We start from the raw sequence: 18061 nt of genomic DNA on the forward strand, positions 1-18061 counted from the left end.
CGCCGGATTAGATGACGTGCCGGGCGCGGCAAGGCCTCCCTTTCGCCGCGCCCCCCATTTCTCCCTGCCGGAGCCGCCATGACGACCGCCATCCTCGCCATCGACCAGGGCACCACGAATTCCAAGGCCGTGCTCGTCTCCACGACCGGCGAAATTCTGTCGCGCGGCGCCTCGTCGGTCGGCATCGAGCATCCGCAGCCTGGCTGGGTCGAACAGAGCCCGGTTCGCATCTGGCAATCGGTTCAGGAAGCGATCGCCGCCTGCCTGCAAGCCGGTCCTGAAGTCGATATCCTCGGCATCGCGATCTCCAACCAGCGCGAATCCGTCACGGTCTGGGATGCCGAGACCGGCGAACCGCTCGGCCCGGTGGTGAGCTGGCAGTGCCGCCGCAGCGCGCCGGCCTGCGCCGAGCTGATCGCGGCCGGCCATGCGCCGCGCGTGCAGGCGCTCACCGGCCTCCCCATCGACCCCATGTTCCCCGGCCCCAAGATGAAATGGCTGCTCGACCGCGTGCCGGCCGGCCGCGCGGTCCGGCTCGGCACGATCGACGCTTGGCTCATCCATTGCTTCACGGACGGTGCGGTGCATGCCTGCGACGCCGCCAATGCCGCGCGCAGCCAGCTCTACGACCTGAATCAGAAGGCCTGGAGCGACGAACTCTGCACCCTGTTCGGCGTGTCGAAATCCGCCTTGCCCGAGGTGCGCGACAGCGCGTCTCATTTCGGCGTCACGAAGAATGTGCCCGGTCTTCGGGACGGCATCCCGATCGCCTCCGCCATCGGCGACAGCCATGCCGCGCTCTTCGGCCACGGTGCCTTCAATCCCGGCGACGGCAAGGTGACCTTCGGCACCGGCTCGTCGATCATGACGACGCTGCCCCGCTTCATCGCGCCCGAGCAGGGCATCACCACGACCATCGCCTGGTCGATCGGCGGCAAGCCGACCTATGCCTTCGAGGGCAATATCCTCGTCTCCGCCGCCGCCCTGCCCTGGATGGCCGAGATGCTCGGCCTGCCGGATGTGCAGGCCCTCACCGATCTCGCCGCGACCGCCCAGCCCGGCGGCCCCGGCTTCGTGCCCGCCTTCGTCGGCCTTGGCGCGCCCTATTGGCAGGCCGATGCGCGGGCGCTGTTTTCCGGCATCACCTTCACCACCACCCGCGCCCAGATGGCCCGCGCGGTGACAGATTCCATGGCGTTCCAGGTGCATGACGTCTTCAAGGCCATGTCCGCGCAATCGCCGACGCCGCTCGGCCGCCTCTATGCCGATGGCGGGCCGAGCCGGAACACGTTCCTGATGCAATGCGTCGCCGACACGCTGAACCACGTCATCACGCAGTGCGATGCGCCGGAGGCTTCGGCCCTTGGCGCCGCCTATCTCGCTGGCCTTTCTCTTGGCCTCTGGCCCGACCTTGCCGCCATCGCCGCCCTGCCGCGCGCCGGCAATCCCATCGTGCCGCGCAATGCCGATACCGTGGATCGCCTTGCGGTCTGGCAGGACGCAATCTACCGCTCGACCGTTTCGGGTCCTTCAACTATGAGTGAATAAAAATTCACCAATGGAGGACTGCATGGGACGATTGAACGAGCTGCGACTGATCGCCCGCATCGCCCAGATGTACCATATCGAGGGCAAGCGGCAGGCGGAGATCGCCGAGACCATGCACATGTCGCAGGCAACCGTTTCGCGCATGCTGAAGCGGGCCGAGCAGGAAGACATCGTGCGCACCACGGTCATCCCCCCCGCCGGCACCTTCGCGGACCTTGAAAACGCGCTGCGCGAGCGCTACGGCCTCACCGAAGCCATCGTCATCGACTGTTCGGAAGACCGCGACGGCGCCATCATGGCCCGCATCGGCGAGGCCGCCGCCCATTTCCTCGAAGTCACCCTCCAGCAGGACGAGATCATCGGCGTCTCGAGCTGGAGCCAGACGATCCTGCGCATGGTGGACAACATCCACCCCCTGAAGAACGCCAAGGCCAAATACATCGCGCAAATCCTCGGCGGCATGGGCGATGCATCCGTGCAGACCCACGCCACGCAGCTCACCGCGCGCCTCGCAAGGCTCACCGGCGGCGAGCCGCGGCTGCTGCTCGTGCAGGGCATCACCTCCTCACGCGAAGCCAAGCTCGTCATGCTGGCCGACCCGGTGGTGCGCGAGACGATGGACCTTTTCGGCCGCCTCAGCCTCGCCATCATCGGCATCGGCGCCGTCGAGCCGTCCGAACTACTCGCCCGTTCCGGCAACACCTTTTCCCGCCAGGAAATGGTGATGCTGCACGAGGCCGGCGCGGTCGGCGAGATTTCCTACCGGTTCTACGACAGCCAGGGCAAGCCGGTCGAAACGCCGCTCAACGAGCGTGTCATCGGCATCTCGCTGGAGGACCTGCGCCGGACGAACCGCGTCATGGCGCTCGCGGGCGGAGAATCGAAAACCCAGGCCATCGCCGGCGCCCTGAAACTGGGTGTCATCGATGTGCTTGTCACCGACAAGTTCACAGCAGCGCGGCTGACGGCCTGATTTCAGCCGCCAGCCTGCTGCGCATTATGGAGAAGAGACCATGAGACGTTTTGCAGGCCAGACGGTTTTCGTCACCGGGGGCAACAAGGGCATCGGGCGCGGCATCGCCAAGCGCTTCGCGGAAGAAGGCGCAAAGGTCGCCATCGCCGCGATCGAGAAGGATACGGTCGAGGCGGCCGCGGTATTGGCACAGGAAACCGGCGCCGAGGTGCTGGGCCTCGCGCTGGACGTGACCGACGCCAAGGCCGTGCAGGAGGCTTACGGCGAGGCCGAAGCGAAGCTCGGCGCCCTGTCCGTCTCCGTGCAGAATGCCGGCGTCATCACCATCGCCAAGGTCGAGAACCTTACTGAGCGCGAATGGGATCTCAATCTCGACGTCAACACCAAGGGCGTCTTCCTGTGCTGCCAGGAGGCGATCCGCCGCTTCCGCGCCAGCGGCACCAAGGGCCGCCTCGTCAACACCGCCTCCGGCCAGGCCCGCCAGGGCTTTATCTACACCCCGCATTATGCCGCCTCGAAATTCGGCGTCGTCGGCCTGACGCAGAGCCTCGCCAAGGAACTCGCCCGCGAAGGCATCACCGCCAACGCCATCTGCCCCGGCATCATCCACACCGAGATGTGGGACTATAACGACCGCGTCTGGGGCCAGATGCTCGGCGAATACGGCCCGGGCGAGCTGATGGCCGAATGGGTCGAAGGCATCCCCATGGGCCGCGCCGGCACGCCCGCCGAAGTCGCCGCCCTGGTCGCCTTCCTGGCGTCGCCGGATGCGGCCTATATCACCGGGCAGACGATCAATGTGGATGGTGGCCTGATCATGTCTTGATCAGCCCCTGGCACGCGACGGCGGAGCCAGAGGAAGTCGGAACTCGACGGGTTTGCCGCGGCGTTGGCAGCGCACCGCGTTCCGGTCCCTGTTGCTCTCCTCCAGCGCATAATGCATCGCGGCGTCTTCGCTGGCGAAGATGCCGCCGACGCGGCCGAGGCGGTCATCGACGACCCACCAGCCGTGGCAATCACGGCCGACGGTGAAGCGGGGTGGTTCTGTCCGGCTCGTCACGCGAGGAGGACGCGGCTTTCTGGCATGCGGATGCATGGTTCTTCCTTTCTTCAATGGAGAGAGGTGGCTCAGGGGTGCGGCAGGAAATGCTGGGCGAGCGCGGCAGCGGCGAGGATCAGGACCACGCGCAACACCAGTGCCGGCATCGGAAGTTCAGCTCGGGGCGACGGCATGGTGGTCGCGATTGCGACAGCCTTGGGGTTCTTCCTTTTGCGTTTCATCGTGGCCTCCGAATCAGCTTGCCTTGGCGAGCTGTGCCGCGCATTCCGGCAGGCCCGCGAGCGCTTGGCGCACCGTCGCACCGGCCGGCACTGAGGCGGATACCAGCGGCAGCCGCACCGCTTCGTCCACGCCCAGCAAGGGCGCGAGACCGTGCTTGAGCATGGCGGGATCGGGCATGTCGCCAAGGGCGGCGAAGAGCGGGGCGAGCCGGTCCTTCAGGTCGAGCGCGAGATCGACATTGCGGGTGCGCAGCGCCTGGTGAAGGGCGCTCGTCATGCGCGGGGCGAGGTTTGCGGCTGGCGATAGCGTTCCGCATCCGCCGAGCACGTTGAAGGCGAAGGCGGTCGCGTCGTGGGCGGAATAGAGCGCCAGCCGCTCGCGCAACGGCCGGTCGATCACTGCGAGCCGCGCGATGTCGCCGGAGGCGTCGATGAAGCCGTGGATGCCGGGGATCGCGCCGAGTTCGCGCAGCGTTTCGGCCGTGACGTCCGAGCGGGTTGCGGCAGGATCCGCAAGAACCAGGACCGGAAGCGTGGTGGCCTCCGCAACAGCGCGCAGGTGGGCGATGATGCCTTTCTGCGTCGGCTTGCTGTAATAGGGTGTCGTGACGACCAGGCCGTCTGCACCTTCCGCTTCCGCATCCAGCGCGAGGCCGACGGTCGTTTCCATCGCATAGGTGCCGACAGCGGCCAGAACCGGAACGGCAAGGCCCGTCGCCCGGACCACCGTGGCAAGCACGGCACGGCGCTCCGCGCGGCTGAGCGCGCCGCCCTCGCCGATCCTGCCGCAGACGGAGAGCCCCGAAACGCCGCTGGCGATCTGCCAGTGCACGAGCGCGGCTAGGCCGTCATGATCCACGATATCTCCGCGGAAGGGCGTGACGAGGTCGCAGACCAGTCCCTGCGCGGGGAGACGGCGTCGATAATCCTGCATGATGCAAATCCTTTTCAGTGTTTTGCGGGGCCAGCAGCGCGCCGGTCCGCCGCAACCAGGGCCGCCATGATGGCGGCGACACGATCGACATGGACGGCGACGGAGCGGGACGGCGAGGCTTCGCGGGAGAGAATGCGGGCGATCCAGTTGCCGTCGATGGATTGCAGGCGGTCCAGATGGCGCCTCGGGCGGGCCGCATCGACCAGCGCACGGCTTGCACCCTCCAGGTCATCGCGTTCCATCAGCGCGCGGAACTGCCGCCGGAAGACGACGTCGTCGCGCGCTTCGGCAAGCGAGGGCAAGGAGCGCAGGATTTCCCACAGGTGATGTTCACGCAGGCGCCGGGCGGCGCTGATCCGTTCCGCGAGTTCATCCGCGGCGGTCAACGCACCCTCGCCGCCCTGGAAACGATGCGTGTCGGACGTGGAGGCCCTAGGCATGGAAGGCACCGATCAAAACCACGATAGTGACGGCAAGCGCCAGGAGCGAAAGACGCACGGCAAACGATGGGCTTTGCGTTCCCGCGCTGCCGTGGTGAAAACGATGGTGCATCCGCACGCGGTGATGAAGAAAGATCATCCGCGTCGATGGTGGAAGCGGGTGTTTCGGAAAATCGTTCCGCATGGCGGCACCTCACAAGAGATTGCAGCCATCCATTGCTGACTGCGATCCCAAGTTAGGCGCGCCGGCATAACTTCTCGATTGGGAAACAGGGCGGAACGAATATGGATTTCATAAAGACGGATACGCCTCGGTATATCACACCCGCATGGCGTCGATGACAGCTCTCAGGCCCGCGGACATGTGCCGGCGCGTCGGGTAGTAGAGATAGAGCCAATCCTCCGGCGGGCACCATTCCTGGAGGCATTCGACCAGCCTGCCGCTCTCGACATAGGGTTTGGCGCGCGCCTCCCAGATATAGGCAAGCCCTATGCCGGCAAGGGCTGCCTCCACCATCAATTCGTGGTCATGCAAGGCCAGCGGTCCACGCGGTTCGACATCGATCGCCTCGCCCTCCCGCGCGAAAGACCAAGGATAAAAAGCGCCGCTCGGATACATGTTTCGGATGCAGACATGGGCCGTCAGGTCGGCCGGCGACCGGGGGATAGGCTTCGTTTCAAAGTAGCCGGGAGATCCCACCACGGCAAAGCGCAGCCGCGGCCTGATCTTGACGGCCACCATGCCTTCGCGAATGCTTTCGCCCAGCCGGATGCCCGCATCGAACCCGTCCTCGACAATATCGACAAGCCGGTCGGTCGCGACGATTTCCAGTTCGAGCTTGGGGTTGTGCCGGATCAACTCGCCCATGACCGGCCCCAGCACGAAGGGCGCGATCGAATTGGGGGCATTGATACGGACCTTGCCGAAGGGCGTCTCGCGGAACTGGTTGAGCGCATCGAGCGCCGAACCGATATCGCGCAGGGCCGGCGAAAGCTGCGCAAGGAGCATCGCGCCTGCATCGGTGGCGGAAACATTTCGCGTGGTGCGGTTCAGCAGGCGGATGCCGACGCGGGCCTCCAGGTTGCTCACCGCATGGCTGATCGCCGAAGCAGTCACGCCGCGTTCCTCGCTCGCTTTTCGGAAGCTGCGATGGCGGGCGACAGCCTCGAAGGCTGCGAGTTCGGAAAGGTCGGTCGCGCGCATTGCTGAGCCAGATTCATGATGATCGACAATATTATCTCGCTAATCGGCGGAATGGCAAAGGCCTAAATTCATCTTGCCGGCCAACGATGGCCGCTCAAATTCAAACCTGAGGTCATTCCTATGAAAACCTGGTTCATCACTGGCGCCTCGCGCGGCTTCGGCGCCCTCATCACGGAACGTGCGCTTGCCAAGGGCGACAATGTCGTCGCTACGGCCCGCAACCCCAAAGCCATCCTCGACCGCTTCGGCGACCATGCCAACCTGCTCGCGGTGGCGCTCGACGTCACCAATGAAGACCAGGCGATCGCCGCCGCCCATTCGGCCATCCAGCGCTTCGGGCGCATCGACGTCCTCTTGAACAATGCCGGCTTCGGCCTGCTCGGCGCCATCGAGGAAGCAACCGCGGCCGAGGTGGAAGCGATCTACCGCACCAACGTGTTTGGCCTCCTCAATGTCACGCGCGCCGTTCTGCCGCACATGCGCAAGGCCCATTCGGGCCACATCCTCAACATCTCGTCGATCGGCGGGTATCGGGCGGGCGCCGGCTTCGGCGTCTATTCGTCGGCAAAGTTCGCGGTCGAGGGCCTCAGCGAATCGCTGCATGCGGAGCTCACCCCGCTCGGCATCCACGTCACCGCCGTGGAGCCCGGATATTTCCGCACGGACTTCCTGGATGCCTCATCGCTCTCCGTCAGCGCGCCGATCATTGAAGACTATGACGGCACCGCGGGCGCCGTCCGGCGGCTGGCCGCCGAAGTGAGCCACAACCAGCCAGGCGATCCCTCGAAACTGGCGGACGTGCTGATCGACTTCGTCGATGCTCCCAATCCGCCGGTCCGCCTGCCTCTCGGCAGCGACACGATCGCGGCGATCGAGAATAAACATGCCTCCGATGCCGAAATCCTGGCAGCTTGGCGGAGCGTTTCGGTCTCAACCGACTTCGCGCGATAACGCGTGCTGCTGGCCTTCTTGGATCTGGAAGAATCAATCCCCGCCGACACGCTTTCTATGGTCGGCGGGATTGTGGGACGGCGCCATCGTCATCTGCGCCGCCGGCACGCTTCGCGTCTCGCTCTCCTGGGCGATCATATTCCCGCAATTGCGAAAGCGTGATCGCCTCGTCGACTGAGCCTCAGGGCGATGGCTTTATGGTCATGCGGCCATAGGCGACGAGGCTGAAGCCGACGACGTACATGAGCAGGCCGAACAGCGCGGGCGGAACGGCGATCTCGGGCGAATTCATCATGGTGATCGCGAGCAACATGCCGATCGCGGCGTTTCGGATGCTGATCGACAGGGCGACGGTCACAGTTTCAGGACCGGAAAGGCCGAGAATGCGGGAGCCGAGAAAACCGATGGCGATTCCGCTGAAAACCAGGGCGATGACGGCAGGCCCGGCGCTGGCAAGGATTTCCGCCCAGCGGCCATAGACCGAAACACCGATGCCGACGATCAGGACCACCAGCACGACCGCGCCGAATGCCCCCACCATCCGTTCAGCGCGCGCTGCGAACGTCGGGATCCTGTGCCGGATGCCCATGCCGACGATGACAGGAAGCAGGATGAGCCCGACCATGATGCCGATCGTGCGCAGCACGGGCAGGTAGACACGCGCATCGCCATCACTGAAGCGCTCGATCGCGAAGTTGGCAAACAGCGGCAGCGTGGCAATCGCCACGAGGCTGCCGACCGCGCTCAATGCGATCGACAGGGCGACGTTTCCGCGCGCAAAATAGGAAAACAGGCTGGACGTGGTGCCGATCGGGCATGCGGCAACGATCACGAGGCCGACGGCGATCTTGGGCGGCAGGCCCAGGAGTACGGCAATCAGCATGCCCGCCATCGGGACAAGGAAGAGTGCGGCCACGATGCCCCAGATCAGCGCTTTCGGCCGCGCCACCACCCGTTGGAAATCGGTGGGCACCAGCGTCATGCCGATGCCGGTCATGATGACGAACACGGCGATCGGCAAACCGATCTCGATCAGGGCGGACTGCTCCATCTTTCTTCCTTTTCCACGAGGCCGTTGATCGCGCCCGTGCGGATCGTAGCATTGTTCCATTGTCCCGCCAGATGCAATCGATCCTGCCACGATGCGCACGCCCGTTCACAAACACGTTGGGAACACGAAAAAGAGGATCTATCGCTTGCCCAGGAGGCGTCGGCAGGCTACGCCATCGGCGCCGAGCAGCATGCACTGCAGAACCGAAAGTCACCCCACACCTATGACTGCCATAAAAACGACCGCCCATGATGGCGGCGACCCGGGAAAAGCCTGGCTCAAGATCCTCGCCGCCTATCGCAAGCCAAGTACAGGCCGCAGCGTGTTCGAACTGGCGGTGACGCTCATCCCGTTTACGCTCCTCTGGGCCGCCGCTTGGGCCTCGATGCATTTCGGCTATTGGTTCGGATTGATCCTGATCGTCCCGGCCGCAGGCTTTCTGCTGCGCCTCTTCATGCTGCAACATGACTGCGGGCACGGCTCGCTGTTCGGCCGGCGCGGCCTGGATGACTGGACGGGCCGGGCGATCGGCGTTCTCACCCTGACGCCCTACGATTACTGGCGCCGCGCCCATTCGCAGCACCATGCCTCGGCGGGCAACCTCGATGAACGTGGGGTGGGCGATATTACCACCCTCACCGTAGCGGAATACCGTGCCTTGAAGCCCCGGGGACGGCTCGGCTACCGCCTCTATCGGCATCCCCTGGTCATGTTCGGCATTGGCCCTGCCTGGCTCTTTCTCTTCCAGCAAAGATTGCCGTTCGGCATGATGCGATCCGGCGCGCTGCCCTGGATTTCGACCATGGCAACGAACGCCGCCATCCTCGTACTGGCAGCCCTCGTCATCTGGTGCGTCGGGATTGTGCCTTTCCTGCTGATCCACCTGCCGATCGTGCTGATTGCCGGGTCGGCCGGCGTGTGGCTGTTCTATGTCCAGCACCAGTTCGAGGATACGCACTGGTCGAAGCCGCCGGAATGGACCTTCCAGCACGCGGCCCTGCACGGCGCCTCGCACTATGACCTGCCGCGCCCCCTGCGCTGGATGACTGGCAATATCGGCCTGCACCATATTCATCACCTGTCGAGCCGCGTCCCATTCTACCGGCTTCCGGAGGTCATGCGCGATCACCCGGAACTGGGCGACCTGGGACGCATCACGCTCAGGGACAGCCTGCGATGCGTAAAACTCATCCTCTGGGACGAGGCCTCCAAGAGGCTGGTGACGCTCCGCGAAGTGGAACCGAGGCTTCAGGCAGCGGCATAAAGACATCAGAACGGCGCCGCCTTTGTCGCGAAGGCGAACCGAAGGATGAGGCTTGCCATCCCCTTCCGGGTGGATGGCAAGCGCGGTGGTCTTGCTTTAGGCCTGTTGCATGCCGGCGAGCAGCAAGGAGAGCGCCCATGAAATATGTCCGCATGCCCATCGAACTCGAATCGCCCGAACAGCTCGGCTACGACACGATCCGCTACAATTTGTCGGAGAGTTCGGTCGCCGACCGGCGCCTCGGCGAACTCAACGTGAAGCTCGACGACATCCTGCTGTGTTACGGCGACCATCGCGGCGCGCCGGACTTGCGCGGCCTGATCGCCGGCACGGGCGAAGGGCTTGCGGCGGACGACGTGCTGGTGACGGCGGGGGCCGCGGGCGCGCTGTTCATCATCTCGACCTCCCTGCTGCAGGCCGGCGACCACATCGTCGTGGTGCGGCCGAACTACGCCACGAATATCGAGACGCCCCGCGCCATCGGCTGCGAACTGAGCCTCATCGACCTGACCTTCGAGGAGGGTTACAGGCTGGACCTCGGAAAAATCGAAGCGGCGATCCGGCCGGAGACGAAATACGTCTCGGTCACCTATCCGCACAATCCGACGGGCGTGATGCTGTCGCCGGCCGAGCTTGATGCGCTCGTCGCGCTGGTGGAGCGCAAGGGCATCTACCTGCTGTTCGACGAGACCTATCGCGAGATGACCTTCGGCCCGATGCTGCCGGTCGCCGCCAGCCTGTCGGACCGGGTGATCAGCGTCTCCTCGCTGTCGAAGACCTATGGCATTCCCGGCATTCGCATCGGCTGGCTGATCACCCGCGATGCCACGCTGATGGACACCTTCCTCGCCGCGCGCGAGCAAATCGGCATTTCCGGCAGCATGGTTGACGAATATATCGCTTACGTCGCGCTCAGCCAGCGCGACGAATGGCTTGCCTTCAACAATGCCCGCATCGCCAGCGCTTTCGCCATCGTCAAGGACTGGATCGTCGGCGAGCCGCTGGTCGAGTGGGTCGAGCCGTCCGGCGGCTGCGTCTGCTTCCCCCGCATCGTGCCCTCGGCGAATGTCGATCTCGCCGCCTTCCACGACCGGCTCTATCGCGAGCACCACGCCTATGTCGGCCGCGGCCGCTGGTTCGAGCAGGACGACCGGCATTTCCGCGTCGGCTATGCCTGGCCGACCGAAGACGAACTGCGCCTGGGCCTTGCCGCGATCTCCGCCGCCATCCGCGAGAGCCTCACGGACTGAGCGGGGCGGCCTACAGATTGAGGCTGCGCAGAAACGTGGAAAACAGCTCCTGTTGGGTCGAGAGATTGAGTTTGGCGTAGAGCTTCTGCCGGTGGGTCTTCACCGTCGCTATCGAAATCCCGAGATGGTAGCCGATCGATTCGCTGGAGTGGCCCTTCAGGATGAGAAGGGCCACCTCGCGCTCGCGCGGGCTGAGCAGCCCGCGGCCGAAATCGGTGAACAGATGGTCGATGGCGCGCGTCTGCGGCTGCGCGTCGCCGCGCGACAGATGCGCCCAAAGGCGCCGGAAGATCGCAGCGATCAGGGCATGCGCCTCCCGAAGCCGCGCGACGGATGCTTCATCGAAACCGCCTTCGCTGCGGATGCGCGACAGGCTGATTTCCGCCATTTCTCCGCCGGGCAGGTCGATGGCGATGAGCAGCTCCTCCATGCCCTCCGGCCAGCCATGGGTGCGGTATCCAAGCTCCTCGTCTTCATGGCGGCGGATATCGAGGCCGCGATACAGGTCCGACGCGAGGTAGTTGTCGGGCGCGAGATCCCGCATCAGGTAGACACCCGACGACAGGCCGCCGAGATAGGCATTGTGGAAGGGGTTCAGCACATAGGTGCCGGCGATGAACAGCGCGACGGCCCGCTTGGCGCGCGGGCCGGAGAAGGTATCGAAGACATAGCTCGGCCCGCCATTGCGCCGGTGGACCACCGATAGCGCCAGGTGAAACCGCGCGACCGAACCGATCGCCGCGAGAAGCGCCGAGGCGGCGTCCGGCTGGTCATAGCGGTCGAGGGCGTGGGCAAAGGGCGCTATCCAGCTGGCAGCGAGGGGTTCCGACATGGGGCCATCTGTCAAATTCCTGAGGGAAACCGGCTATTTGCCCGCATGGTTAGGGCATGGCGGCCTATGAGACAAGCCGCTCGATGACCGCCAGGGTGCGCTCGATCTCGTCTTCGCGATTGTAATGGGCGATGCCGATGCGCACGACGCCTTCCTCCTCGGAAAGGCCGAGATGGCGGGCGGGCTCCAGCGCGTAATTGTGGCCCGACCAGACATTGATGTCCTCGGCCGCCAGCGCCTCGGCGAAGCGATGGGTCGAGACGCTTTCGTGGGTGAAGGAGATGGTCGGCACGCGGTGGGCAAAGAGGTTCGGGTTGGCGATCCCCATCAGCTTGACACCCGGCAGCGCCGTCAGGCCGCCGATCAGCCGGCGGGTCAGGCCGGCCTCATAGGCGTCAAAGGCGTTGTAGGCGCCCGCCATCCTTTCGCGCCGCGTGCCGGCATGGCCCGTCGCCTCGCCGGCCCAGGCCAGGTAGTCGATCGTCGCGGTCAGGCCCGCAAGAAGCTCGGTCTGCGGCGTGCCGGTGCAGAAGCGGTCCGGAATATCGTCGCTCGCGCAGCGCACACGGTGCGGCGGCAGCGACCGCAGCAGCGCCTCGCGCCCCCACAGGATGCCGAGATGCGGGCCGAAGAACTTGTAGGACGAGCAGGCCAGGAAATCACAGCCGATCGCCTGGACGTCCGGCAGCCTGTGCGGCGCCAGTTGTACTGCGTCGATCCAGACGAGCGCGCCTGCAGCCCGCGCCAGCGCCGTCAACGCGGTGACGTCGTTGACGCTGCCGGTCATGTTCGAGGCATAGTTGAGCGCGAGGAATTTCGTGCGCGGCGACAGGAGGGCCGAAAGATCCTCGGGCTCGATGCGCCAGGTTTCCCTGTTGAAGGGCAGCCATTTCACCACCAGGCCGCGCGCCTCGGCCATCGCAAGCCAGGGCGAGATGTTGCCCTCGTGGTCCATGCGCGTGACGATGATCTCGTCGCCGGGCGAAAGCGTCTGGCCGATGACCTGCGCCATCTGGAAGGCCAGCGTCGTCATGTTTGGGCCAATCACCATCTCCTGCCAGGAAGCGGCATTGACGAATTCCGCCGCCGCCTCATGCGCCGCCCGCCAGATCGCATCGGCCCGCTGCGAGGCGGCGAAACGCCCGCCGAGATTAGAGGATGCCGTCGCCATAGCATGGGCCACGGCTGTGATGACCTGTTCGGGAACCAGCGTTCCGGCCGGATTGTCGAGATAGGCGGTGCGGGACTGGAGCAAGGCCGGAAAGGCGGCGCGGATCAGGTCGATCGGATAGGCGGTCATGGGCAACACTCCTGCGGAATAGATCTGTTCGATCGCTTATCCCGCGCCCGGAGCACCGTCGCAATCCACCTGACGGAGGATGGGCCGTATCCGTGGTGACAGCTAGGCCCTTATCTCGACCGCCTTTCGCCGGCTATAGGATGCGATGCCGGCCATGCCGCTTTCGATGCCAAATCCCGACTGCTTCCAGGGCGCGGAGCCGAGGGCGAAGCCGGAGCCCTCGCTGGCCGCGTCGTCGCCCATGACGACCACCTTGCCGGCCTGGATCGTGCGGGCCGCCTCCATGGCGATCATCAGGTCGCGGGTATAGACGGTGGCGGCAAGCCCGTAGACCGTATCGTTCGCCAAAGCGAAGGCCTCGTCGGCGGTGCGGAACGACTGGATCGTCAGCACCGGCCCGAAGACTTCTTCCTGCACGACGCGCATGCCCTGCGAGACACCGTCGAAGACTGTGGGCGCCACATAGCTGCCCTCCGCCGAAGGCGCCACCTGCCCGGCCGTCACCCGGCGTGCGCCATCGTGGAGGGCGGACAGGATGTATCCGTCAACACGCCGCTTCTGCGATGCGCTGGCCAGCGGCCCAAGCCCGGCCTCGCCGGAAAACGGCGCGACCAGGCGCATCGCATCGACCTTCGCGGCGAGCGCTTCGGTAAAAGGCTTGACGATCGCATCCGCGACGAGGATGCGGGTTCGGGCGACGCAGAGCTGGCCGGCATTCCAGAGGCCCGCCTGCGCGATGCTTGCGGCAATGCGTTCGACATCGCCGGCCATGTCCTCGAACACCAGGGCGGGCGACTTGCCGCCGCATTCGAGCAGCAGCGGCTTGCCGTTCGATTGCGCGGCAAGCATCATGAGCGCCCTGCCCGTCACCGTCGAGCCGGTAAAGCTCATCAGGTCGACATCCGCATGCCCGCCGAGCGCCGCGCCGGCATCCGCGCCGAACCCGGTCACCACGTTCAGCACGCCCTCCGGCACGCCGGCCTCCACCGCGATCTCCGCAAGCTTCAGCGTCGAATAGGACGCGATCTCGGATGGCTTCAGCACGATCGAATTGCCCGCCGCCAGTGCTGGCGCGATCTTCAGGGCGGCGTTGACCAGCGGGAAATTCCAGGGGGTGATCGCGCCGACGACGCCATGCGGCTCGTCGCGCGAAAAGGCGAGCGTACGCGGATCGGCGCTCATGACCGCGCCCTCCGTCTTGTCCACCGCGCCGGCGAAGAAGCGGATCAGGCCTTCGGCGATCGACACGTCAAACCGGGCGTCGGCGAGCGGCTTGCCCATCTCCAGCGTATCGAAAAGCGCCAGCGTCTCCGTGTTCTCCCGCACGAGATCGGCAAAACGGTTGAGGATCGCCTGGCGCCGCAACGGGCCGAGCGACCGCCAGCGGCCATCCACAAAGGCCCGTCGCGCGGCCTGGACCGCGCTGTCAACATCCTGCCCGCCGCAGGCCGCCACGGCCGGCAACCGACGGCCGTCAGCGGGGTGGACGGGCTCGAAAGTCTTCCCCGCGCTTGACGGACGAAAGGCGCCGTCGATGAATGGCTGGACGGGGAACGCGAGCGCGTTCAAAGCAGTGTCGAAATCAGGAGAAAGGGAAGGCAGCATGAGGTCGGTGTCCTTGAATAATCCCATGCCGTTTAAGCATGTGCATCCATCCGCAGGGAGACGACCATTGGTGATCACTCGATGCAATTGGATGTCTTATGCGCAAGGTGCCGTTGGCCTAGCGTCGCTGCCAGCATATCCGAGCCGGGCACCCTTGATGAACGCAGACCAGCATTTTTCGCATCCCCAGTCCGACGAGACGTCGATCGAGGAAATCGGTGGCCGTCGTTCGGGCCTCGTGCTGATCTGCGAACATGCAGGGCGCGAGGTGCCGGAAGCATGGAACCGGCTCGGCCTCGGCGAAGACTATTTCGACACGCATTTCTCGCACGATATCGGCGCGGCGGAGCTTACCCGCGCGCTCAGCGCCCAGCTCTCCGCACCTGCGATCCTCGCCCGCTATTCGCGGCTGTTCTACGATATCAACCGTGGTTCGCGCTCGTGGGATTGCATTCGCCCGGACATGGGCGGCATTCCCGTGCCCGGCAACCAGAACCTGACGGATGCGGAACGGGATTTTCGCGATGCGCTGGTGCGCGAGCCCTTCGACCGGGCGGTCATCCACCGCCTGCAGCCGGGCGACGTGCTGGTCGGCATCCACAGCTTCTCCGGCATCTATGACGGCAAGGCGCGCCGGACGGAGATTGGCGTGCTGCGCGCGGACGGCTGCCGGACCGGCCAGGCGATGCTCGACTGGCTGAAGCAGGACGGCCGCTTCGTCATCGGCGACAACGATCCCTATGACCTGCGCAAGGTGGCGCCGGGCACGACGACCCGCATCCAGGCCGCGGTCGACGTCGAGGCCATCATCATCGAAGTGCGCAACGACATCATCGATACGGCGGACGGCGTTGAGCAGGTGGCAGCCTGCCTTGCCGATGCGCTTACGGCTCTCGTCTCCTCGAAAGAGGAGGTGCAGCCATGAAATTCCACCAGATCAGCGCCTTCGAGGCCGTGACGCGCGCCGGCGGCATCCGGGCGGCCGCGCGCACGCTCGGCCTGACGCAAAGCGCCATCACCAAGGCGATCCGCGAGCTGGAGGCCGAGGCCGGCGTGTCGCTTCTGCTGCGCAGCGCCCGCGGCGTCGTGCTCACCGAGAGCGGCCGGCAGCTTGCCGCGCGCGCCCATCTCCTCGTCGAGCAGATGCGCGCCGCGCAGGACGATATCCGCCAGCTCAATGCCGGCACCGGCGGCAAGCTGGTCGTCGGCCTGACGCCCACCATCATCGAGACGGTGCTGTCCGAGATCATCCGCCATTTCCGCACCCGCATGCCCGGCGTGCGGCTGGTCATCCACGAGGCGTCGCTGCCGGGCTCCCTGCCCGACATCCGCGACGGCACCTTCGACCTCGCCGTCGTGGGCGCCGGCCGGGAACCGGCAACCGCCAGCGACCTCGCCTGCGAATTCCTGCTCAGCGTCAACAAGCGCATCGCGCTGCGCCGCGGCCATCCGCTGGCCGGGATCCGCAACCCGGCGGAGCTTGCCGATGCGGTCTGGGTGCTGCCGCAGGAGCCAAGCGATCCCTCCGACCCGATGCATGCCTTCATGCAGGAAGCGGGCCTCGCCATGCCGCCGAAGCTGGTCGAATGCGTGAGCCTGCCGGCCACCGTTTCGATCATCGCCAACAGCGACATGGTCTCCGCCCTGCCGGAACCCCTGATCGACCAGCCGCATGTCGCAAGCCGCATCGTCAGCCTCGCCTTCGAGCAAAAGCTCCAGCCGAGCCGCTACTGGCTGCTGCGACGCTCCGCCGTGCCGTTGTCGCCGGCCGCGCTCTTCATGTGCGACCTGTTGCGCACCTATTCGAAAGACATCAAGGACAAACGATGACGACCAGGACCACGGACATTGTCGTCATCGGCGCGGGCTCGGCCGGATCGGTCGTCGCCAACCGCCTTTCGGCGGACGGCACGCGGCGCGTGCTGCTGCTGGAGGCCGGCGGCTGGGACTGGTCGCCGGTGTTCAGCGTGCCGGCCGGCGAGGAGAAGGCGATCGGCAACCCCGATTATGCCTGGGCCTACCGGACGGAACCGGACGCCACCCGCGATGGACGGCAGGAGAACTGGCCGTCCGGACGCGTGCTCGGCGGCAGTTCCTCGATCAACGGCATGATCTTTCTGCGCGGCAACCGCGGCGATTTCGATGCCTGGGCCGAGGCGGGTGCAGCGGGCTGGGACTATGAAAGTGTGCTGCCCTACTTCAAACGGCTGGAGCACAATTCCCGTGGCGGCGATGCCTTTCGCGGCGCCGACGGCCCTTTGAGCGTCTCCGACGTGCGCACGCCGCACGCGCTGGTCAAGACCTTCATCGCGGCCGCGCAGCAGGCGGGCCACGCTTACAATCCGAACGTCAACGGCGAGACGCAGCTCGGCGTCGGCCCCTTGCAGGCCTCCCAGAAGCGCGGCTGGCGGCACAGCGCGGCGCGGGCTTACCTCTGGCCAGCCCTCTTCCGGCGCAACCTGACGATCCGCACGCGGGCGCAGGTCACCCGCATCCTGACCGATCGCGGGCAGGTCACCGGCCTCGACTATGTGCAGGGCGGCACGACGCACCGCATCCATGCGGGCGCCGTCGTGCTCAGCGCCGGTGCGCTCGCCTCCCCGCGCCTCCTCATGCTGTCGGGCATCGGCTCGGCCGATCATCTCCGCGCGCATGGCATCGACGTGGTCGCAGACCTGCCAGGCGTCGGCGAGAACCTGCAGGAGCATCCGGGCGTGCTGGTCACGGCGGCCGTTCGCACACGCACATACAATGTCGAGACGGACCCGCTCAGCGTCGTCAAACACGGGCTGAACTGGATGTTGCGCGGCCGCGGGCCGGGTGCGACGCCAATCGGCCACGCCGTCGCCTTTGCCCGCACGCGCGAAGGGCTTGCCGAGGGCGACGTGCAGATCACCTTCACGCCGATCGGCTACAACACCGATGGCGACGGACCGATGCTGCTGCCGTTTCCGGCGATCGTGCTGGCCGTCAATGTCTGCCGCCCGCTGTCGCGCGGCGCGCTTCGCCTGCGCTCCGCCGATCCGCACGCGCTTCCCGTCATCGACCATCCGATGTTCGGCGACCCGCAAGACCTCGACACACTGCGGCACGGCGCGCTGATGGCCCGCGACATCCTTGCCGCGCCCGCCTTCGCCGCGACCTATGAACGGGAGGTCAAGCCGGGGCCTGAGACGCGCAGCGACGAGGACTGGAACGCGTTCCTGCGCCAGAAATCGATGCGTTTCAGCCATCCCGCAGGCACCTGCCGCATGGGGCGCGATGGCGGCGCCGTCGTCGACGAAACGCTGCGCGTGCACGGCCTGTCCGGCCTCTTCGTCGCCGACGCCTCGATCATGCCGACGCTGCCCAGCGCCAACACCAATGCAGCCTCGATCATGATCGGAGAAAAGGCCTCCGATCACATCAAGGCACATCTATAAGCCAAA

General features: G+C 65.8%; 19 protein-coding genes. 10 read left to right on the top strand and 9 right to left on the bottom strand.

Annotated elements, in window-relative coordinates:
* Nucleotides 1-78 precede the first annotated feature (78 nt).
* From AC1Q6Z_RS09380 to AC1Q6Z_RS09390, 3 genes are read left to right on the top strand one after another with little or no spacing between them, the layout of a single operon-like run.
* Entirely contained in the window at nucleotides 79-1548 is a 1470-nt protein-coding gene (locus AC1Q6Z_RS09380) for an FGGY family carbohydrate kinase (RefSeq protein ID WP_492647577.1), read from the top strand.
* Nucleotides 1549-1570: 22 nt separating this feature from the next.
* Complete coding sequence (locus AC1Q6Z_RS09385) at nucleotides 1571-2521, top strand: sugar-binding transcriptional regulator (protein ID WP_492647578.1); 951 nt, start codon at nucleotides 1571-1573, stop codon at nucleotides 2519-2521.
* A 40-nt stretch (nucleotides 2522-2561) separates the two neighbouring features.
* The gene (locus tag AC1Q6Z_RS09390) at nucleotides 2562-3347 is read left to right on the top strand and encodes an SDR family oxidoreductase (protein WP_492647579.1); all 786 of its coding nucleotides are present in this window, start codon (nucleotides 2562-2564) and stop codon (nucleotides 3345-3347) included.
* Here the strand turns inward: AC1Q6Z_RS09390 and AC1Q6Z_RS09395 are convergent, their stop codons facing one another.
* The 4 genes from AC1Q6Z_RS09395 to AC1Q6Z_RS09410 all read right to left on the bottom strand — a co-directional run bounded on the left by AC1Q6Z_RS09395 (nucleotide 3348) and on the right by AC1Q6Z_RS09410 (nucleotide 5176).
* The gene (locus AC1Q6Z_RS09395) at nucleotides 3348-3581 is read right to left on the bottom strand and encodes a hypothetical protein (RefSeq protein WP_492647580.1); all 234 of its coding nucleotides are present in this window, start codon (nucleotides 3579-3581) and stop codon (nucleotides 3348-3350) included.
* Nucleotides 3582-3649: 68 nt separating this feature from the next.
* Nucleotides 3650-3802 (bottom strand): hypothetical protein, encoded by a 153-nt coding sequence (locus AC1Q6Z_RS09400; RefSeq protein WP_492647581.1) that lies wholly within the window; start codon nucleotides 3800-3802, stop codon nucleotides 3650-3652.
* A gap of 13 nt (nucleotides 3803-3815) precedes the next feature.
* Nucleotides 3816-4736 carry a dihydrodipicolinate synthase family protein gene (locus AC1Q6Z_RS09405; RefSeq protein ID WP_492647582.1) on the bottom strand — a complete coding sequence of 307 codons (921 nt, stop codon included), beginning with the start codon at nucleotides 4734-4736 and terminating at the stop codon, nucleotides 3816-3818.
* 14 nt (nucleotides 4737-4750) lie between these two features.
* Nucleotides 4751-5176 carry a hypothetical protein gene (locus AC1Q6Z_RS09410; protein WP_492647583.1) on the bottom strand — a complete coding sequence of 142 codons (426 nt, stop codon included), beginning with the start codon at nucleotides 5174-5176 and terminating at the stop codon, nucleotides 4751-4753.
* Here AC1Q6Z_RS09410 and AC1Q6Z_RS09415 point away from each other — a divergent pair.
* Nucleotides 5175-5399 (top strand): hypothetical protein, encoded by a 225-nt coding sequence (locus tag AC1Q6Z_RS09415; protein ID WP_492647584.1) that lies wholly within the window; start codon nucleotides 5175-5177, stop codon nucleotides 5397-5399. The genes AC1Q6Z_RS09410 and AC1Q6Z_RS09415 overlap by 2 nt on opposite strands.
* 96 nt (nucleotides 5400-5495) lie before the next feature.
* On the opposite strand, the gene AC1Q6Z_RS09420 is transcribed toward AC1Q6Z_RS09415, so the two are convergent.
* Nucleotides 5496-6380 (bottom strand): LysR family transcriptional regulator, encoded by an 885-nt coding sequence (locus AC1Q6Z_RS09420; RefSeq protein WP_492647585.1) that lies wholly within the window; start codon nucleotides 6378-6380, stop codon nucleotides 5496-5498.
* A gap of 120 nt (nucleotides 6381-6500) precedes the next feature.
* On the opposite strand from AC1Q6Z_RS09420, the gene AC1Q6Z_RS09425 reads away from it, so the two are divergent.
* Nucleotides 6501-7331 (top strand): oxidoreductase, encoded by an 831-nt coding sequence (locus tag AC1Q6Z_RS09425; protein ID WP_492647586.1) that lies wholly within the window; start codon nucleotides 6501-6503, stop codon nucleotides 7329-7331.
* 181 nt (nucleotides 7332-7512) lie between these two features.
* On the opposite strand, the gene AC1Q6Z_RS09430 is transcribed toward AC1Q6Z_RS09425, so the two are convergent.
* Complete coding sequence (locus AC1Q6Z_RS09430; RefSeq protein WP_492647587.1) at nucleotides 7513-8382, bottom strand: bile acid:sodium symporter family protein; 870 nt, start codon at nucleotides 8380-8382, stop codon at nucleotides 7513-7515.
* Nucleotides 8383-8605: 223 nt separating this feature from the next.
* Between AC1Q6Z_RS09430 and AC1Q6Z_RS09435 the strand changes: the two genes are divergently transcribed.
* Nucleotides 8606-9646, top strand: a complete 1041-nt coding sequence (locus AC1Q6Z_RS09435) for a fatty acid desaturase (RefSeq protein ID WP_439622778.1) — start codon at nucleotides 8606-8608, stop codon at nucleotides 9644-9646.
* Between the two features lie 137 nt (nucleotides 9647-9783).
* Complete coding sequence (locus AC1Q6Z_RS09440) at nucleotides 9784-10896, top strand: aminotransferase class I/II-fold pyridoxal phosphate-dependent enzyme (RefSeq protein WP_492647588.1); 1113 nt, start codon at nucleotides 9784-9786, stop codon at nucleotides 10894-10896.
* Between the two features lie 10 nt (nucleotides 10897-10906).
* Here AC1Q6Z_RS09440 and AC1Q6Z_RS09445 read toward each other — a convergent pair whose 3' ends face one another.
* The 3 genes from AC1Q6Z_RS09445 to AC1Q6Z_RS09455 all read right to left on the bottom strand — a co-directional run bounded on the left by AC1Q6Z_RS09445 (nucleotide 10907) and on the right by AC1Q6Z_RS09455 (nucleotide 14633).
* The gene (locus AC1Q6Z_RS09445) at nucleotides 10907-11728 is read right to left on the bottom strand and encodes a helix-turn-helix transcriptional regulator (RefSeq protein ID WP_492647589.1); all 822 of its coding nucleotides are present in this window, start codon (nucleotides 11726-11728) and stop codon (nucleotides 10907-10909) included.
* A 64-nt stretch (nucleotides 11729-11792) separates the two neighbouring features.
* Nucleotides 11793-13028, bottom strand: a complete 1236-nt coding sequence (locus tag AC1Q6Z_RS09450; protein WP_492647590.1) for a cysteine desulfurase-like protein — start codon at nucleotides 13026-13028, stop codon at nucleotides 11793-11795.
* 102 nt (nucleotides 13029-13130) lie between these two features.
* Nucleotides 13131-14633: an aldehyde dehydrogenase family protein gene (locus AC1Q6Z_RS09455; RefSeq protein ID WP_492647591.1), complete on the bottom strand. Its 1503-nt coding sequence runs from the start codon at nucleotides 14631-14633 to the stop codon at nucleotides 13131-13133.
* Between the two features lie 157 nt (nucleotides 14634-14790).
* Here AC1Q6Z_RS09455 and AC1Q6Z_RS09460 point away from each other — a divergent pair, with 157 nt between their 5' ends.
* The 3 genes from AC1Q6Z_RS09460 to AC1Q6Z_RS09470 are packed head-to-tail and all read left to right on the top strand — an operon-like array spanning nucleotide 14791 to nucleotide 18055.
* Nucleotides 14791-15558, top strand: coding sequence for an N-formylglutamate amidohydrolase (locus AC1Q6Z_RS09460; RefSeq protein WP_492647592.1), 768 nt, complete (start codon nucleotides 14791-14793; stop codon nucleotides 15556-15558).
* Entirely contained in the window at nucleotides 15555-16463 is a 909-nt protein-coding gene (locus AC1Q6Z_RS09465; RefSeq protein WP_256114893.1) for a LysR substrate-binding domain-containing protein, read from the top strand. The genes AC1Q6Z_RS09460 and AC1Q6Z_RS09465 overlap by 4 nt, the downstream gene beginning before the upstream one ends.
* Nucleotides 16460-18055, top strand: a complete 1596-nt coding sequence (locus AC1Q6Z_RS09470) for a GMC family oxidoreductase (RefSeq protein WP_492647593.1) — start codon at nucleotides 16460-16462, stop codon at nucleotides 18053-18055. The genes AC1Q6Z_RS09465 and AC1Q6Z_RS09470 overlap by 4 nt, the downstream gene beginning before the upstream one ends.
* Nucleotides 18056-18061 lie beyond the last annotated feature (6 nt).

The sequence above is a fragment of the Shinella sp. GW835-FHT14H05 genome (assembly GCF_058793575.1).

Excerpts from the sequence above, each read along its gene's own strand:
- AC1Q6Z_RS09415 (WP_492647584.1), top strand. The coding sequence starts at position 5,175 with ATGGAAGGCACCGATCAAAACCACGATAGTGACGGCAAGCGCCAGGAG.
- AC1Q6Z_RS09385 (WP_492647578.1), top strand. The coding sequence starts at position 1,571 with ATGGGACGATTGAACGAGCTGCGACTGATCGCCCGCATCGCCCAGATG.
- AC1Q6Z_RS09390 (WP_492647579.1), top strand. The coding sequence starts at position 2,562 with ATGAGACGTTTTGCAGGCCAGACGGTTTTCGTCACCGGGGGCAACAAG.
- AC1Q6Z_RS09460 (WP_492647592.1), top strand. The coding sequence starts at position 14,791 with ATGAACGCAGACCAGCATTTTTCGCATCCCCAGTCCGACGAGACGTCG.
- AC1Q6Z_RS09470 (WP_492647593.1), top strand. The coding sequence starts at position 16,460 with ATGACGACCAGGACCACGGACATTGTCGTCATCGGCGCGGGCTCGGCC.
- AC1Q6Z_RS09410 (WP_492647583.1), bottom strand. The coding sequence starts at position 5,176 with ATGCCTAGGGCCTCCACGTCCGACACGCATCGTTTCCAGGGCGGCGAG.
- AC1Q6Z_RS09405 (WP_492647582.1), bottom strand. The coding sequence starts at position 4,736 with ATGCAGGATTATCGACGCCGTCTCCCCGCGCAGGGACTGGTCTGCGAC.
- AC1Q6Z_RS09420 (WP_492647585.1), bottom strand. The coding sequence starts at position 6,380 with ATGCGCGCGACCGACCTTTCCGAACTCGCAGCCTTCGAGGCTGTCGCC.
- AC1Q6Z_RS09425 (WP_492647586.1), top strand. The coding sequence starts at position 6,501 with ATGAAAACCTGGTTCATCACTGGCGCCTCGCGCGGCTTCGGCGCCCTC.
- AC1Q6Z_RS09465 (WP_256114893.1), top strand. The coding sequence starts at position 15,555 with ATGAAATTCCACCAGATCAGCGCCTTCGAGGCCGTGACGCGCGCCGGC.
- AC1Q6Z_RS09380 (WP_492647577.1), top strand. The coding sequence starts at position 79 with ATGACGACCGCCATCCTCGCCATCGACCAGGGCACCACGAATTCCAAG.
- AC1Q6Z_RS09430 (WP_492647587.1), bottom strand. The coding sequence starts at position 8,382 with ATGGAGCAGTCCGCCCTGATCGAGATCGGTTTGCCGATCGCCGTGTTC.
- AC1Q6Z_RS09450 (WP_492647590.1), bottom strand. The coding sequence starts at position 13,028 with ATGACCGCCTATCCGATCGACCTGATCCGCGCCGCCTTTCCGGCCTTG.
- AC1Q6Z_RS09445 (WP_492647589.1), bottom strand. The coding sequence starts at position 11,728 with ATGTCGGAACCCCTCGCTGCCAGCTGGATAGCGCCCTTTGCCCACGCC.
- AC1Q6Z_RS09440 (WP_492647588.1), top strand. The coding sequence starts at position 9,784 with ATGAAATATGTCCGCATGCCCATCGAACTCGAATCGCCCGAACAGCTC.
- AC1Q6Z_RS09435 (WP_439622778.1), top strand. The coding sequence starts at position 8,606 with ATGACTGCCATAAAAACGACCGCCCATGATGGCGGCGACCCGGGAAAA.
- AC1Q6Z_RS09455 (WP_492647591.1), bottom strand. The coding sequence starts at position 14,633 with ATGCTGCCTTCCCTTTCTCCTGATTTCGACACTGCTTTGAACGCGCTC.
- AC1Q6Z_RS09400 (WP_492647581.1), bottom strand. The coding sequence starts at position 3,802 with ATGAAACGCAAAAGGAAGAACCCCAAGGCTGTCGCAATCGCGACCACC.